The following is a 15310-nucleotide window of genomic DNA, read 5'->3' as shown; positions in this document are numbered from 1 at the left end:
TAAATGGTCGCAGTCAAGACTGGATTGCCGCGTCGCCGCTTTGACGTGGTCATCGTCGGTGCTGGCGGCGCCGGGATGCGCGCATCCCTCCAGCTCGCGGAAGCCGGCCTGAACGTGGCCGTGCTGTCCAAGGTGTTCCCGACCCGCTCGCACACCGTGGCGGCGCAGGGCGGCATCGGTGCTTCGCTGGGCAACATGAGCGAGGACAACTGGCACTATCACTTCTACGACACCATCAAGGGCTCGGACTGGCTGGGTGACCAGGACGCCATCGAGTTCATGTGCCGTGAAGCCCCGAAGGTCGTGTACGAGCTCGAACACTTCGGCATGCCGTTCGACCGCAACCCCGACGGCACCATCTACCAGCGTCCGTTCGGCGGCCACACCGCCAACTACGGCGAGAAGCCCGTGCAGCGCGCCTGCGCCGCGGCCGACCGTACCGGCCACGCGCTGCTGCACACGCTGTACCAGCGCAACGTGCGCGCCAAGACCCACTTCTTCGTCGAATGGATGGCGCTGGACCTGATCCGCGACCAGGACGGCGACGTGCTGGGCGTGACCGCGCTGGAAATGGAAACCGGCGAGGTCTACATCCTCGAGGCCAAGACCACGCTGTTCGCGACCGGCGGCGCCGGCCGTATCTATGCCGCTTCCACCAACGCCTTCATCAACACCGGTGACGGCCTGGGCATGGCCGCACGCGCAGGCGTGCCGCTGGAAGACATGGAGTTCTGGCAGTTCCACCCGACCGGCGTGGCCGGCGCGGGCGTGCTGATCACCGAAGGCGTGCGCGGCGAGGGCGGTATCCTGCGCAACAAGGACGGCGAGCGCTTCATGGAGCGCTATGCCCCGACGCTGAAGGACCTGGCGCCGCGCGATTTCGTCTCGCGCTCGATGGACCAGGAAATCAAGGAAGGCCGCGGCTGTGGCCCGAACGGCGACTACGTGCTGCTCGACCTGACCCACGTCGGCGCCGAGACCATCATGAAGCGCCTGCCGTCGATCCGCGAAATCGGCATGAAGTTCGCCAACGTCGACGCGATCAAGGAACCGATCCCCGTGGTCCCGACCATCCACTACCAGATGGGCGGCATCCCGACGAACTATCACGGCCAGGTCGTGGTGCCGAAGAACGGCAACCCGAACGAAGTCGTCAACGGTTTCTACGCGATCGGCGAGTGCTCGTGCGTGTCGGTGCACGGCGCCAACCGCCTGGGCACCAACTCGCTGCTGGACCTGGTGGTGTTCGGCCGTGCCGCCGGCAACCACATCGTCGCGCAGAACCTGAAAGAGAAGGAACACAAGCCGCTGCCGGCCGATGCCGCCGACCGCGCGCTGTCGCGCCTGGCCAAGCTGCAGAACTCGTCGTCGGGCGAGTACACCCAGGACGTCGCCAACGACATCCGCCGCAACATGCAGTCGCATGCCGGCGTGTTCCGCACGCAGAAGCTGATGGACGAAGGCGTCGAGCGCATCCTGGAAGTGTCCGAGCGCGCCAGCAACATCCACCTGAAGGACAAGTCCAAGGTCTTCAACACCGCGCTGGTGGAAGCCCTGGAAGTGGCCAACCTGGTGGAAGTGGCCAAGGCCACCATGATCTCGGCGGCCGCCCGCAAGGAATCGCGCGGTGCCCACGCACACAGCGATTTCCCCAACCGAGACGACGAGAACTGGCTGAAGCACACGCTGTTCTACAGCGAAGGCAACCGCCTCGACTACAAGCCGGTGAAGATGCAGCCGCTGACGGCTGAAAGCGTGCCGCCGAAGGCACGTACCTTCTGAGCACCGCATCGTAGAGAAAACAGGACCCACAGAAATGAAGCGTATTTTCGAAGTCTACCGCTACGATCCGGACAAGGACGCGGCGCCGCGCATGCAGACCTACGAGGTCGAGCTTGATGGTCACGAGCGCATGCTGCTGGACGCGCTGGTCAAGCTGAAGAAGCTGGACGAGACCATCTCGTTCCGCCGTTCGTGCCGTGAAGGCGTGTGCGGCTCGGACGCGATGAACATCAACGGCAAGAACGGCCTGGCCTGCCTGACCAACATGCGCGAGCTGCCGGACCGCATCGTGCTGCGTCCGCTGCCCGGCCTGCCGGTGGTGCGCGACCTGATCGTCGACATGACGAACTTCTTCAAGCAGTACAACTCGATCAAGCCGTTCCTGATCAACGACGAGCCGCCGCCCGAGAAAGAGCGCCTGCAGTCGCCGGAAGAGCGCGACGAGCTGGATGGCCTGTACGAGTGCATTCTCTGCGCCAGCTGCTCGACGTCGTGCCCGTCGTTCTGGTGGAACCCGGACAAATTCGTCGGCCCGGCCGGGCTGCTGCAGGCTTACCGCTTCATCGCGGACAGCCGCGACCAGGCCACCAATGAGCGCCTGGACAACCTGAACGACCCGTACCGCCTGTTCCGCTGCCACAGCATCATGAACTGCGTCGACGTGTGCCCGAAGGGTCTGAACCCGACCAAGGCCATCGGCAAGATCAAGGAGCTGATGGTCCGCCGCGCGGTGTGATCCTGCGGCTGTCTAAGCAGTAAGCGGCGCGTCAGCCAGAGCGGCTATATCTGGCGGGCGCGCCGAAAGTAGGAAGCCATGACTGAGAGTCCTGCCAATACCTTCTCCCACCAGGCCGATCCGCACAAGCGCGCAAGGTTGCGCTGGCGTGCCCGCCGCGGCCTCCTGGAGAACGACATCATCGTCGAACGTTTTTTCAACCGTTACGAGGAGAGCCTGTCCGACGAGGATGTGGCTTCGCTGAGCCAGCTGTTCGAGCTCAGCGACAACGAGTTGATGGACCTGCTCCTTGCCCGCAAGGAACTGGACGGTGAGCTCGACACGCCCCCGATGCAGCGCGTAGTGAACCTGCTGCGTACGGTCTGAGTTTTGGTCAACATTATTATTCACAGCATTTGAAGGATCCGACATGACGCCGTCCGATGTGAAAGCCACGCTATCGTTCTCCGATGGTTCCCCCAGCGTTGAGCTGCCGATTTATACGGGCACCGTTGGCCCGGACGTGATCGACATTCGCAAGCTGTACGGACAAACCGGTAAGTTCACGTACGACCCCGGTTTCATGTCGACGGCTTCGTGCAATTCCAAGATCACCTATATCGACGGCGACAAGGGCGAGCTGCTGTATCGCGGCTACCCGATCGAGCAGCTGGCGCAGAAGTGCGACCACCTCGAGACCTGCTACCTGCTGCTCAAGGGCGAACTGCCCAACGCCAAGCAGAAGGAAGAATTCGTCGGCCACGTGATGAACCACACGATGGTCCACGAGCAGATGCAGTTCTTCATGCGCGGTTTCCGCCGTGACGCGCACCCGATGGCTGTCCTGACCGGCATGGTCGGCGCCATGAGCGCGTTCTACCACGACGCGATGGACATCGACGATCCGCACCAGCGCGAGATCTCGGCCATCCGCCTGATCGCCAAGATGCCGACCCTGGTCGCCATGGCGTACAAGTACAACATCGGCCAGCCGTACATCTACCCGCAGAACGACCTGTCCTACTCGGGCAACTTCATGCGCATGATGTTCGCTACGCCGTGCGCCCCGTACACCGTGAACCCGGTGCTCGAGCGTGCGCTGGACCGCATCTTCATCCTGCACGCCGACCACGAGCAGAACGCCTCGACGTCGACCGTGCGCCTGGCCGGTTCGTCGGGCACCAACCCGTTCGCAGCGATCGCCGCAGGCGTGGCCTGCCTGTGGGGCCCGGCCCACGGCGGCGCCAACGAAGCCGCGCTGAAGATGCTGGAAGAGATCGGCAGCGTCGACAACATCAACGAGTTCATCAAGCAGGTCAAGGACAAGAACTCGGGCGTGCGCCTGATGGGCTTCGGCCACCGCGTGTACAAGAACTACGATCCGCGCGCCAAGCTGATGCGCGAAACCTGCCATGAAGTGCTGAACGAGCTGGGCCTGCACAACGACCCGCTGTTCAAGCTGGCCATGGAACTGGAAAAGATCGCGCTGGAAGACGAGTACTTCGTCAGCCGCAAGCTGTACCCGAACGTCGACTTCTACTCGGGCATCGTCCAGCGCGCGCTGGGCATCCCGACGTCGCTGTTCACCTGCATCTTCGCGCTGGCCCGCACCCCGGGCTGGATCTCGCAGTGGGAAGAGATGATCACCGATCCGGAATACAAGATCGGCCGTCCGCGCCAGCTGTTCGTCGGCGCCGCCACCCGCGACGTGCCGGACGTGGCCAAGCGCTAAACGCTAAACGCTAAGCGCTAAGCGCAAGCGCATCCGATCCGCTGCGCAGTGCAGCAATTGCAAACGCCCCGGCCCGCCGGGGCGTTTGTCTTGGTGCCGGGCGTGCGTTGTGCGATGCAACGCCGGCAAGGGCAGGAAATTGCACCTTGAATGGTCCGGGGCGCAATTTGTGGAAAATTGTGTCGCGTTTTCCCCATGGGATTCCGCATTTATTGTGCGATTGTCGCGTACCGCAGGAGTTTTGACCCTATAATGCGGGCTGCTTTGCCGACGGCAGCCGGGCCATCCCTCCGGCATGCGGTGCGGCAAGCGGGGCAGGCGAATCGCTTGCGCAATAGAGAACGCATCAAACGTTGTCTTTCCGAACCTTGGTCCCCATACCACAGCGGGACTGACACATGCCGGGCCCCGCATCCCTTGAGCTTTTCCGCAGGCCCGTCTTCCGCATTTCGGGCCGCTTTTCTGTCGCTCCGATCTCTGTAGTCCGCGGGTGTTGTTCGATTGCGCAGGTCATACCGTTTCTGCCCGGTTGACCCAAACATAAATCGAGGAGCTCCTGATGACGCTGTCCCGTCTTACGTCCCGTATCACGACCATTTCGCTGGCCGCCATGCTGGCCACCTTTGGCGCCGCCGCCAACGCCGAAACCGTGAAGATCGCCATTGCCGGCCCGATGAGCGGCTCGGTGGCGCAGTACGGCGACATGGTCAAGGCCGGTGCGCTGACCGCCATCGAACAGATCAACGCGGCCGGCGGCGCCGGCGGCAACAAGTTCGAAGTGGTGATGATGGACGACGCCTGCGAACCGAAGCAGGCCGTCGCGGTGGCCAACAAGATCGTCAGCCAGAACATCAAGTACGTGATCGGCCATGTGTGCTCGGGCTCGACCATTCCCGCCTCGGACATCTACGAGAACGAAGGCATCGTGATGGTCACGCCGTCGGCCACGGCGCCGCAGCTGACCGAGACCAAAAAGCGCAAGTTCATCTTCCGCACCATCGGCCGTGACGACCAGCAGGGCCCGGCTGCCGCCCAGTACATCGTCGGCAAGGTCAAGCCGAAGAAGGTCGCCGTGCTGCATGACAAGCAGTCGTACGGCCAGGGCATCGCCAGCTCGGTGAAGAAGGACCTGGAAGCGGCCAAGATCCCGGTGGCCGTGTTCGAAGGCATCAACGCCGGCGATTCGGACTACTCCGCCGTCATCACCAAGCTGAAGTCGCAGGGCGTGGATTTCGTCTACTTCGGCGGCTACCACCCGGAAATGGGCCTGCTGCTGCGCCAGGCGCGCGAGCAGGGCGTGAAGGCGACCTTCATGGGCCCCGAGGGCGTGGGCAACAAGGACGTGACCGCGATCGCCGGCCCGTCGTCGGAGGGCATGCTGGTGACGCTGCCGGCCGACTTCTCGGCCGACCCGGCCAACGCGGGCCTGGTCAAGGCGTTTGCCGACAAGAAGCGTGACGCCAACGGTCCGTTCCAGATGCCGTCCTATGCCGCCGTCAAGATCATCGGCGACGCCATCGCCGGCGCCAAGAGCACCGACCCGGCCAAGGTTGCGGCGTACATGCACAAGAGCGCCTTCACCACCCCGATCGGCAAGGTCGAGTACGACGACAAGGGCGACCTGAAGTCCTTCAAGTTCGTGGTCTACACCTGGCACAAGGACGCCAGCAAGACCGCCGCCAACTAAGGCATTTCCATGCCCGACGGGGTGCTCCCCTCTCCCGCTTGCGGGAGAGGGGCAGGGGGTGAGGGCGGGCGGGTCAAGGGCTGGGGCCGGTGGGTTAACACCATTGGCCTTGCTTGACGTGGTTCCTTGCTAGTCCACCCCTCACCCCGGCCCTCTCCCCATGAGGGGAGAGGGAGAACACCTTGCTTTGGCAAGTTCGAATGGTTTTGGCGCATCCCCGCCGAGGCCAGTTCCGGCGCCTACGAGGCTTCCCCCAATGAATGAATTCCTTCCACAGTTCACCCAGCAGCTGGTCAACGGCCTGACGCTGGGTGCGATCTATGCGCTGATCGCCATCGGCTACACAATGGTCTACGGCATCATCGGCATGATCAATTTCGCGCACGGCGAGATTTACATGATCGGTGCCTATGTCGGCCTGGTCACGCTCACCGCGATCGGTGCCCAGGCAGGCTACCCCCTGCCGCTGGTGCTGGGCGCCGCCTTGCTGGTCTCGGTGCTGGTCACCGGCGTCTACGGCTTTGCGGTCGAGCGGGTGGCATACCGTCCCTTGCGCGGCGGTCCGCGGCTGGTGCCGCTGATCTCCGCCATCGGCATGTCGATCTTCCTGCAGAACTATGTCCAGATCGGGCAGGGCGCGCGCGACGTGTCCGTGCCGGTGCTGCTCTCCGGCGCCATCGAGTTCCAGATGGGCGGCGACTTCACCGTGACCATGCCGTATTCGCGCCTGCTGATCGTGGGCGTGACGCTGGTGATGATGATCGCGCTGACGCTGTTCATCGGCCGTTCGCGCATGGGCCGCGCCTGCCGCGCTTGCGCTGAAGACATGCGCATGGCCAACCTGCTCGGCATCGACACCAACAAGGTGATCTCGTTCACCTTCGTGCTGGGCGCGATGCTGGCCGCCGTCGGCGGCGTGCTGATCGGGCTGAGCATTGGCAAGCTCAATCCCTTTATCGGCTTTATCGCCGGCATCAAGGCCTTTACCGCGGCGGTGCTGGGCGGCATCGGCAGCATTCCGGGCGCGATGCTCGGCGGCGTGCTGCTGGGCCTGGCGGAAACCTTCGCCTCGGGCTACATGCCGGCCGAATACAAGGACGTGGTCGCATTCAGCCTGCTGGTGCTGGTGCTGCTGTTCCGTCCGACCGGGCTGCTGGGCAAGCCCGATGTCGAAAAGGTGTAAGGGGGCGAGACCATGACCAACCAAGTTTCTGCGATGCCCGCCGGGCAGATAGTGCGCGGCGCCACGCCGGGCCAGTCACTGAAGAACGCGATCACGGCGGCCGTGATGACGGCGATCCTGACCATTCCCATCCTTGGCCTGCAGCTCAGGCTGGAAGGCTACAAGGTCGTGCTCGAGCCGCACTGGCGTCCGGTATGGATTGCCGTGGCGGCGGTATTCCTGTTCCAGTTGTTCAAGCCGATGCTGTCGCGCGCGGGCAGCGCGGTGCGCCTGCCGGCGCTGCCGGAGCTGGGCGCGCAGCAGCAGCGCGTGGCGGTGTGGGTGCTGCTGGCGGTGGGGCTGGTGTGGCCGTTCTTCGGCTCGCGCGGCGCCGTCGACGTGGCCACGCTGGCGCTGATCTACGTGATCCTGGGCCTCGGGCTGAATATCGTGGTGGGCTATGCCGGCCTGCTCGACCTGGGCTATGTCGGCTTCTATGCCGTGGGCGGCTATACCTACGCGCTGCTGAACCAGTACTTCGGCCTGTCGTTCTGGGAGTGCCTGCCGATCGCGGCGGCGCTGTCAGCGGGCTTTGGTTTCCTGCTCGGCTTTCCGGTGCTGCGCCTGCGTGGCGACTACCTGGCGATCGTCACGCTCGGCTTCGGCGAGATCATCCGCCTGCTGCTGAACAACCTGACCAGCCTGACTGGCGGCCCCGACGGCGTCTCGGGCATCCCCAAGCCCAGCGTATTCGGCTTCGAGATGGCGCGCAGCGCCAGCGTCGAGGGGGCGCGCACGTTCCACGAACTGATCGGCCTGGATTATGCCAGCCAGCACATGGTGATCTTCCTCTACCTGATCGCGCTGCTGCTGGTCGGCTTCACGCTGTTCGTGACCAGCCGCCTGATCCGCATGCCGATGGGCCGCGCATGGGAGGCACTGCGCGAGGACGAGATCGCCTGCCGTTCTCTCGGGCTCAACCCGACCCGCATCAAGCTGTCGGCGTTCACGCTGGGCGCCTCGTTCGCCGGTCTTGGCGGCGCGTTCTTCGCCGCGCGCCAGGGCCTGGTCAATCCGGAATCGTTCACCTTCATCGAATCGGCGCTGGTGCTGGCCGTGGTGGTGCTGGGCGGCATGGGCTCGCAGCTGGGCGTGATCCTGGCGGCGATCCTGCTGACGGTGCTGCCCGAGGTGGCGCGCGACTTTGCCGAATATCGCATGCTGATCTTCGGCCTGGTGATGGTGCTGATGATGATGTGGCGTCCGCAGGGCCTGCTGCCCGCGAGCCGTCCCCACGTGGAGCTTCCCCGATGAATGCGCCGATGACTGATTTGCAACAAGCCGAGTTGCTGAAGGTATCCGGCCTGCAGATGCGCTTCGGCGGCCTGCTGGCCGTGGACGGCATCGATTTCGATGTCCGCAGGGACGAGGTCTTCGCCATCATCGGCCCCAACGGCGCCGGCAAGACCACGGTGTTCAACTGCGTCGGCGGCTTCTACAAGCCGACCGCGGGCGAGGTCACGCTGGACGGCCACGCCATCGCCGGCCTGCCCAGCCACAAGGTGGCGCGGCAGGGCCTGGTGCGGACCTTCCAGAACATCCGCCTGTTCAAGTCGCTGACGGTGGTGGAGAACCTGCTGGTAGCACAACACCTGCAGGTGCAGTCCGGCATCCTGCGCGGCTTGTTTGCCACCCCGGCCTATCGCCGTGCCGAGCGCGAGGCGCTGGAGCGCGCCGCGCTCTGGCTGGAGCGGATGGGCCTGACCAAGGTTGCCAACCGCGAGGCCGGTACGCTGTCGTACGGCCACCAGCGCCGGCTGGAGATCGCGCGCTGCATGATCACCAGGCCGCGCCTGCTGATGCTGGACGAGCCCGCCGCCGGCCTGAACCCGCAGGAGAAGGTAGAACTGCAGCAGCTGATCGACCAGCTGCGGCGCGAGTTCGGCATTGCCGTGCTGCTGATCGAGCACGACATGAGCCTGGTGATGGGCGTGTCGGACCGCATCCTGGTGATGGAGCACGGCAAGCCGATCGTGATCGGCAAGCCTGAGGAAGTGCGCAACGACCCGCGCGTGATCAAGGCCTACCTGGGAGAGGACTGATGCTGAAGCTGGAACAGGTCCATACCCACTACGGCGCCGTCGAGGCGCTGTCGGGCGTATCGATCGAAGTCAACAAGGGGGAGATCGTCACCCTGATCGGCAGCAATGGCGCCGGCAAGACGACGCTGATGATGACCGTGTGCGGCACGCCGCGCGCCTCGAGCGGGCGCGTGCTGTTCGAGGGAAAGGACATCACCAATCGCTCGACGCACGAGATCATGCGGTTGGGGCTCGCGATCTCGCCCGAGGGCCGGCGCGTGTTCCCGAGCCTGACGGTGCTGGAAAACCTGAAGATGGGCGGCTTCTTTGCCAAGCGCGACGAGATCGAGGCAGGCATCGAGCACGTCTTCAAGCTGTTCCCGCGCCTGAACCAGCGCGCCGGCCAGCGTGCCGGCACCATGTCGGGCGGCGAGCAGCAGATGCTGGCGATCGGCCGCGCGCTGATGAGCCGGCCGCGCTTGCTGCTGCTGGATGAACCCACGCTCGGCCTCGCGCCGCTGATCATCGCGCAGATCTTCGACATCATCCGGACCATTCGTGACGAGGGCGTCACCGTGTTCCTGGTCGAGCAGAACGCCAACAAGGCGCTGCAGGTCGCGGATCGGGGCTATGTGCTGGAGACCGGCAAGGTGGTGCTGGCCGATACCGGCGCAAACCTGCTGGCCAACGACCGGATCAAGGCTGCATACCTCGGTGGCTGACGAACGCGCCCCCAAAACCCAGGGAAGAAGAGGGTGGTTTTGGGTGCGCCCGGGCGCCCGAGCTAGCCTAAGCAAGGTGTTCTCCCTCTCCTCATGGGGAGAGGGTTGGGCTAGCAAGGAACCACAAAAAGCGAGGCCAACGGTTTTATACAGCGCGGCGGCTTCGGCAAGCGCCTGCCCTCACCCCCGGTCCATACAGCAAGCGGGAGAGGGGAGCTTGCTGCCGGCATCGAAGCAAGCAGGCGAGCCTTTTCGCCATCCGCGAAAGCCCCCTTTCGCCAATCACACCGCCATCCGGGCCGCCCAGGCCGCTGATCCCCATACCCCCTGTGGCATAATCGATTGCCAAGTCAAGCATTGCAGCAACGCTTGAAATAACGCTCGCTTCAGGCGGCTTCCGGCGCGATCATCGCGATTGGTCGCTATCGACGCCGGTGTTCGCCGCCGCGACCGAAGCGAACAAAAACCCCTGCAAACTACTGCGCGGTCACCGCGGACTTCTCCTGCCAAGGATCGGTCATTCGGCCCGCCATCGCATCATGGCCAAGACGCTCTACGACAAACTCTGGGATGACCACACCGTCCACGTCGAGGAAGACGGCACCACGCTGCTCTACATCGACCGCCACCTGCTGCATGAAGTGACCAGCCCGCAGGCGTTCGAGGGCCTGAAGATGGCGCAGCGTCCGGTATGGCGCATCAGCGCCAACCTGGCCGTGTCGGACCACAACGTGCCGACCACCGACCGCAGCCAGGGCATTGCCGACCCGGTGTCGAAGCTGCAGGTCGATACGCTGGACGCCAACTGCGACAGCTTCGGCATCACCCAGTTCAAGATGACCGACCACCGCCAGGGCATCGTGCACGTGATCGGGCCGGAGCAGGGCGCAACGCTGCCGGGCATGACGGTGGTGTGCGGCGACTCGCATACCAGCACGCACGGCGCCTTCGGCGCGCTGGCGCATGGCATCGGCACCTCGGAAGTCGAGCACGTGCTGGCCACGCAGACGCTGCTGGGCAAGAAGGCAAAGAACATGCTGGTCAAGGTGGAAGGCAAGCTGCCGCGCGGCTGCACCGCCAAGGACATCGTGCTGGCCATCATCGGCGAGATCGGCACCGCCGGCGGCACTGGCTACACCATCGAGTTCGCCGGCTCGGCCATCCGCGACCTGACCATGGAAGGCCGCATGACCGTCTGCAACATGGCCATCGAGGCGGGCGCGCGCGCCGGCCTGGTGGCGGTGGACGATGTCACGCTGGAATACGTCAAGGGCCGCCCGTACGCGCCGCAGGGCGTGGAGTGGGAGCAGGCCGTGGCCTACTGGCGCACGCTGCATTCGGATGCCGGCGCCAAGTTCGACCAGGTGGTCGAGCTGCGTGCCGAAGAGATTCGCCCGCAGGTGACCTGGGGCACCTCGCCGGAAATGGTCATCAGCATCGAAGACCGCGTGCCGGATCCCGAGAAGGAAAAGGACCAGACCAAGCGCAACGCCATGGAGCGCGCGCTGGAATACATGGGCCTGCAGCCCAACGTGCCGGTCGAGAGCATCAATATCGACAAGGTCTTCATCGGCTCGTGCACCAACAGCCGCATCGAGGACATGCGCGCCGCCGCCTGGGTGGTGCAGAAGCTGGGCCGCAAGGTCGCCTCGAACGTGAAGCTGGCGATGGTGGTGCCGGGTTCGGGGCTGGTCAAGGAGCAGGCCGAGCGCGAAGGGCTGGACAAGATCTTCAAGGCCGCCGGCTTTGAATGGCGCGAGCCGGGCTGCTCGATGTGCCTGGCCATGAATGCCGACCGCCTCGATCCGGGCGAGCGCTGCGCGTCGACCTCGAACCGCAACTTCGAAGGCCGCCAGGGCGCCGGTGGCCGTACCCACCTGGTGAGCCCGGCGATGGCAGCGGCTGCCGCCATCGAAGGCCATTTCGTCGACATCCGCAAGCTGGGCTGAGCGGAGCGCGGCAGATGAAAAGGACCCTGATCGCATGGCTGGCATGCCTGGGCATGCTGCAGCTGGCTGGCTGCAACGCCATGGCCGGCCTGGGCAAGGACACGCAGGCCGCCGGCAGCTCGCTCGAGCGCGCGGCCAAGAAGTAAGGAAAGACACATGGACAAGTTCACCGTACACAGCGGCCTCGTGGCTCCCCTCGACCGCGAAAACGTCGACACCGACGCCATCATCCCGAAGCAGTTCCTGAAGTCGATCCAGCGCACCGGCTTCGGCCCCAACCTGTTCGACGAGTGGCGCTACAAGGACGTTGGCGAGCCCGGCATGGACAACAGCAAGCGTCCGCTGAATCCGGACTTCGTGCTGAACCAGCCGCGCTACCAGGGCGCGTCGATCCTGCTGGCGCGCCGCAACTTCGGCTGCGGCAGCTCGCGCGAGCATGCGCCGTGGGCGCTGACGCAGTACGGCTTCCGCGCTGTGATCGCGCCCAGCTTTGCCGATATCTTCTTCAACAACTGCTACAAGAACGGCTTGCTGCCGGTGGTGCTGAGCGAGCAGCAGGTTGACCACCTGTTTAACGAGACCAACGCGTTCAACGGCTACCAGCTGACCATCGACCTCGACAAGCAGGTGGTGCTCACGCCGTCGGGCCAGGGCTACGAGTTCGACATCGCCCCGTTCCGCAAGTACTGCATGCTGAACGGCTTCGACGATATCGGCCTGACCCTGCGCCATGCCGACAAGATCAAGGCCTACGAGGCCGAGCGCGTGGCGAAGATGCCGTGGCTGAACAACCGCCTGGTCGGATAAGACTCTACGAGGGAAGACAACAATGAAGATCGCAGTCCTGCCGGGTGACGGCATCGGTCCCGAAATCGTTGCAGAGGCCGTCAAGGTCCTGAACGCGCTCGACGAGAAGTTCGAACTGGAAACCGCCCCGGTGGGCGGCGCCGGCTACGAGGCCGAAGGCCATCCGCTGCCGGAGAACACGCTGAAGCTGGCCAAGGAGGCCGACGCCATCCTGTTCGGCGCCGTGGGCGACTGGAAGTACGACAGCCTGGAGCGCGCGCTGCGCCCGGAACAGGCCATCCTGGGCCTGCGCAAGCACCTGCAGCTGTTCGCCAACTTCCGTCCGGCGATCTGCTACCCGGAGCTGACCGGCGCCTCGAGCCTGAAGCCCGAGCTGGTGGCCGGCCTCGACATCCTGATCGTGCGCGAACTGAACGGCGACATCTACTTCGGCCAGCCGCGCGGCCTGCGCGAAGCGCCGGACGGCCTGTTCAAGGGTGCGCGCGAAGCCTTTGACACCATGCGCTACAGCGAACCGGAAATCCGCCGCATCGCGCACGTGGCGTTCCAGGCCGCGGCCAAGCGCGGCAAGAAGCTGTGCAGCGTCGACAAAGCCAACGTGCTCGAGACCTTCCAGTTCTGGAAGGACATCGTGATCGATGTCAGCAAGGAATACCCGGAAGTCGAGCTGTCGCACATGTACGTCGACAACGCCGCCATGCAGCTGGTCAAGGCGCCCAAGAGCTTCGACGTGATCGTCACCGGCAATATGTTCGGCGACATCCTGTCGGACGAGGCCGCCATGCTGACCGGCTCGATCGGCATGCTGCCGTCGGCGTCGCTGGATGCGAACAACAAGGGCCTGTACGAGCCTTCGCACGGCTCGGCGCCGGATATCGCCGGCAAGGGCGTGGCCAATCCGCTGGCCACCATCCTGTCGGCGGCGATGATGCTGCGCTACTCGCTGAACCGCGCCGAGCAGGCCGACCGCATCGAGAACGCCGTCAAAAAGGTGCTGGCCCAGGGCTACCGCACCGGCGACATCCTGACGCCGGGCTGCAAGCAGGTTGGCACCCGCGAGATGGGTGAAGCCGTGCTGGCGGCACTGTAAGTCACACGCAAAAGGGCACCGGCCAGCGCGGTGCCCTCGTTTTATTTGTCCCCAATTTGCACGCTGCGGCAGCGCCGCAAAATCGTGTAGACTCTGCGAATGGCCCGATTTTCCCAGTCCACCCTGACTGCTGTTGTCGCCCTGACCGCCACCCGCGGCCCGGTCGGCACGATTTCGCTCGGCCAGACCGCAACGACGATTAAAACCATTATTAAAACCGCGATCGCCTAGATCCGTTCGTCGTGCCTGCCCGTCTTCCCCGCGCAGCCACGCCGGGCGAGGAAAATGGCGGGGAAGTAAAAATCACATCCGAGGTAAATCATGATTGTAGGTCTCGTCGGTTGGCGGGGAATGGTCGGCAGCGTCCTGATGCAACGCATGCAGGAAGAGCGTGATTTCGACCACATCGAGCCCGTCTTCTTCAGCACGTCCAACGCCGGCGGCAAGGCGCCCGCCATGGCCAAGAACGAAACCACGCTCAAGGATGCCAACGACATCGAGGCACTGAAGAAGTGCGACGTGGTGCTGACCGCCCAGGGCGGCGACTACACCAACGAGGTCTTCCCCAAGCTGCGCGAGGCGGGCTGGAAGGGCTACTGGATCGACGCGGCCTCGTCGCTGCGGATGAAGGACGATGCCATCATCGTGCTGGATCCGGTCAACCAGGGTGTGATCAAGGACGCGCTGTCCAAGGGCGTCAAGAATTTCATCGGCGGCAACTGCACGGTCAGCTGTATGCTGATCGGCCTGGGTGGCCTGTTCCAGGCCGACATGGTCGAATGGATGACCTCGATGACCTACCAGGCCGCTTCGGGCGGCGGCGCCCAGCACATGCGCGAGTTGCTGACGCAGTTCGGCACGCTGAACGCCTCGGTCAAGCCGCTGCTGGATGACCCGGCGTCGGCCATCCTGGAAATCGACCGTCAGATCCTGGCGACCCAGCACGGCCTGTCCGCCGAGGAAACCAAGCAGTTCGGCGTGCCGCTGGCCGGCAACCTGATCCCCTGGATTGACAAGGACCTGGGCAACGGCCAGTCCAAGGAAGAGTGGAAGGGCGGCGCCGAGACCAACAAGATCCTGGGCCGAGGCGAGGGCTTCCTGGGTGCGACCGGCGCCACGCCGATCGCCGTCGACGGCCTGTGCGTTCGCATCGGCGCGATGCGCTGCCATTCGCAGGCGCTGACCATCAAGCTGCGCAAGGATGTGCCGCTGGACGAGATCGAAGGCATGCTGGCCGCCCACAACCCGTGGGCCAAGGTGGTGCCGAATACGCGTGAAGCCAGCATGACCGGCCTGACCCCGGCGGCCGTGACCGGCACGCTGACGATCCCGGTCGGCCGCCTGCGCAAGATGCAGATGGGCGGCGAGTACCTGTCGGCCTTCACGGTCGGCGACCAGCTGCTGTGGGGCGCGGCCGAGCCGCTGCGCCGCATGCTGCGTATCCTGATCGAATCCTGATGGGTGGCTGATAGCGGGGTGCCTGGTTGCGTCCGTTGCAGCCAGGCAACAGAAACGACCGCTTTGCCGACAACGCCGCGCCCACGCGCGGCGTTGTTGTATCCGGGCGCCTATTTTTCCGGGCG

General features: G+C 64.6%; 15 protein-coding genes. All 15 read left to right on the top strand.

Annotation, left to right across the window (positions count from 1 at the left end):
- The first annotated feature begins 3 nt into the window (after positions 1-3).
- The 15 genes from sdhA (at position 4) to asd (ending at position 15185) form a co-directional block, all read left to right on the top strand.
- A complete protein-coding gene (gene sdhA, locus JTE92_RS24680) occupies positions 4-1782 on the top strand; it encodes a succinate dehydrogenase flavoprotein subunit (protein WP_063238347.1) in 1779 nt (592 codons plus the stop codon).
- Between the two features lie 34 nt (positions 1783-1816).
- Complete coding sequence (locus JTE92_RS24675; RefSeq protein ID WP_010814619.1) at positions 1817-2518, top strand: succinate dehydrogenase iron-sulfur subunit; 702 nt, start codon at positions 1817-1819, stop codon at positions 2516-2518.
- Between the two features lie 78 nt (positions 2519-2596).
- Complete coding sequence (locus JTE92_RS24670; RefSeq protein WP_063238346.1) at positions 2597-2884, top strand: FAD assembly factor SdhE; 288 nt, start codon at positions 2597-2599, stop codon at positions 2882-2884.
- Between the two features lie 43 nt (positions 2885-2927).
- On the top strand, positions 2928-4229 hold the full coding sequence (gltA, locus tag JTE92_RS24665; RefSeq protein WP_063238345.1) for a citrate synthase: 1302 nt from the start codon (positions 2928-2930) through the stop codon (positions 4227-4229).
- Between the two features lie 559 nt (positions 4230-4788).
- Positions 4789-5916 (top strand): branched-chain amino acid ABC transporter substrate-binding protein, encoded by a 1128-nt coding sequence (locus tag JTE92_RS24660; protein WP_063238344.1) that lies wholly within the window; start codon positions 4789-4791, stop codon positions 5914-5916.
- 256 nt (positions 5917-6172) lie between these two features.
- Entirely contained in the window at positions 6173-7099 is a 927-nt protein-coding gene (gene livH, locus JTE92_RS24655; protein ID WP_063238343.1) for a high-affinity branched-chain amino acid ABC transporter permease LivH, read from the top strand.
- A gap of 33 nt (positions 7100-7132) precedes the next feature.
- Positions 7133-8392 (top strand): high-affinity branched-chain amino acid ABC transporter permease LivM, encoded by a 1260-nt coding sequence (locus JTE92_RS24650; protein ID WP_116386859.1) that lies wholly within the window; start codon positions 7133-7135, stop codon positions 8390-8392.
- 8 nt (positions 8393-8400) lie between these two features.
- Positions 8401-9180, top strand: a complete 780-nt coding sequence (livG, locus tag JTE92_RS24645) for a high-affinity branched-chain amino acid ABC transporter ATP-binding protein LivG (protein WP_116386858.1) — start codon at positions 8401-8403, stop codon at positions 9178-9180.
- Positions 9180-9881 (top strand): ABC transporter ATP-binding protein, encoded by a 702-nt coding sequence (locus JTE92_RS24640; RefSeq protein ID WP_063238340.1) that lies wholly within the window; start codon positions 9180-9182, stop codon positions 9879-9881. The genes livG and JTE92_RS24640 overlap by 1 nt, the downstream gene beginning before the upstream one ends.
- A gap of 539 nt (positions 9882-10420) precedes the next feature.
- The gene (gene leuC / locus JTE92_RS24635; RefSeq protein ID WP_063238339.1) at positions 10421-11830 is read left to right on the top strand and encodes a 3-isopropylmalate dehydratase large subunit; all 1410 of its coding nucleotides are present in this window, start codon (positions 10421-10423) and stop codon (positions 11828-11830) included.
- Between the two features lie 14 nt (positions 11831-11844).
- Positions 11845-11976, top strand: a complete 132-nt coding sequence (locus tag JTE92_RS24630; protein ID WP_063238338.1) for an entericidin A/B family lipoprotein — start codon at positions 11845-11847, stop codon at positions 11974-11976.
- Positions 11977-11986: 10 nt separating this feature from the next.
- Entirely contained in the window at positions 11987-12637 is a 651-nt protein-coding gene (gene leuD / locus JTE92_RS24625; protein WP_063238337.1) for a 3-isopropylmalate dehydratase small subunit, read from the top strand.
- A 22-nt stretch (positions 12638-12659) separates the two neighbouring features.
- On the top strand, positions 12660-13727 hold the full coding sequence (gene leuB, locus JTE92_RS24620; RefSeq protein WP_063238336.1) for a 3-isopropylmalate dehydrogenase: 1068 nt from the start codon (positions 12660-12662) through the stop codon (positions 13725-13727).
- Positions 13728-13826: 99 nt separating this feature from the next.
- Positions 13827-13958 carry a hypothetical protein gene (locus JTE92_RS30675; RefSeq protein WP_012353360.1) on the top strand — a complete coding sequence of 44 codons (132 nt, stop codon included), beginning with the start codon at positions 13827-13829 and terminating at the stop codon, positions 13956-13958.
- Between the two features lie 90 nt (positions 13959-14048).
- The gene (asd, locus tag JTE92_RS24615; protein ID WP_063238335.1) at positions 14049-15185 is read left to right on the top strand and encodes an aspartate-semialdehyde dehydrogenase; all 1137 of its coding nucleotides are present in this window, start codon (positions 14049-14051) and stop codon (positions 15183-15185) included.
- Positions 15186-15310: the final 125 nt, after the last annotated feature.

The organism is Cupriavidus oxalaticus, from assembly GCF_016894385.1.
Lineage (GTDB): Bacteria > Pseudomonadota > Gammaproteobacteria > Burkholderiales > Burkholderiaceae > Cupriavidus > Cupriavidus oxalaticus.
The sequence above is the reverse complement of the archived record's forward strand: the minus strand, read 5'-3'. Positions and strand labels throughout refer to the sequence as shown.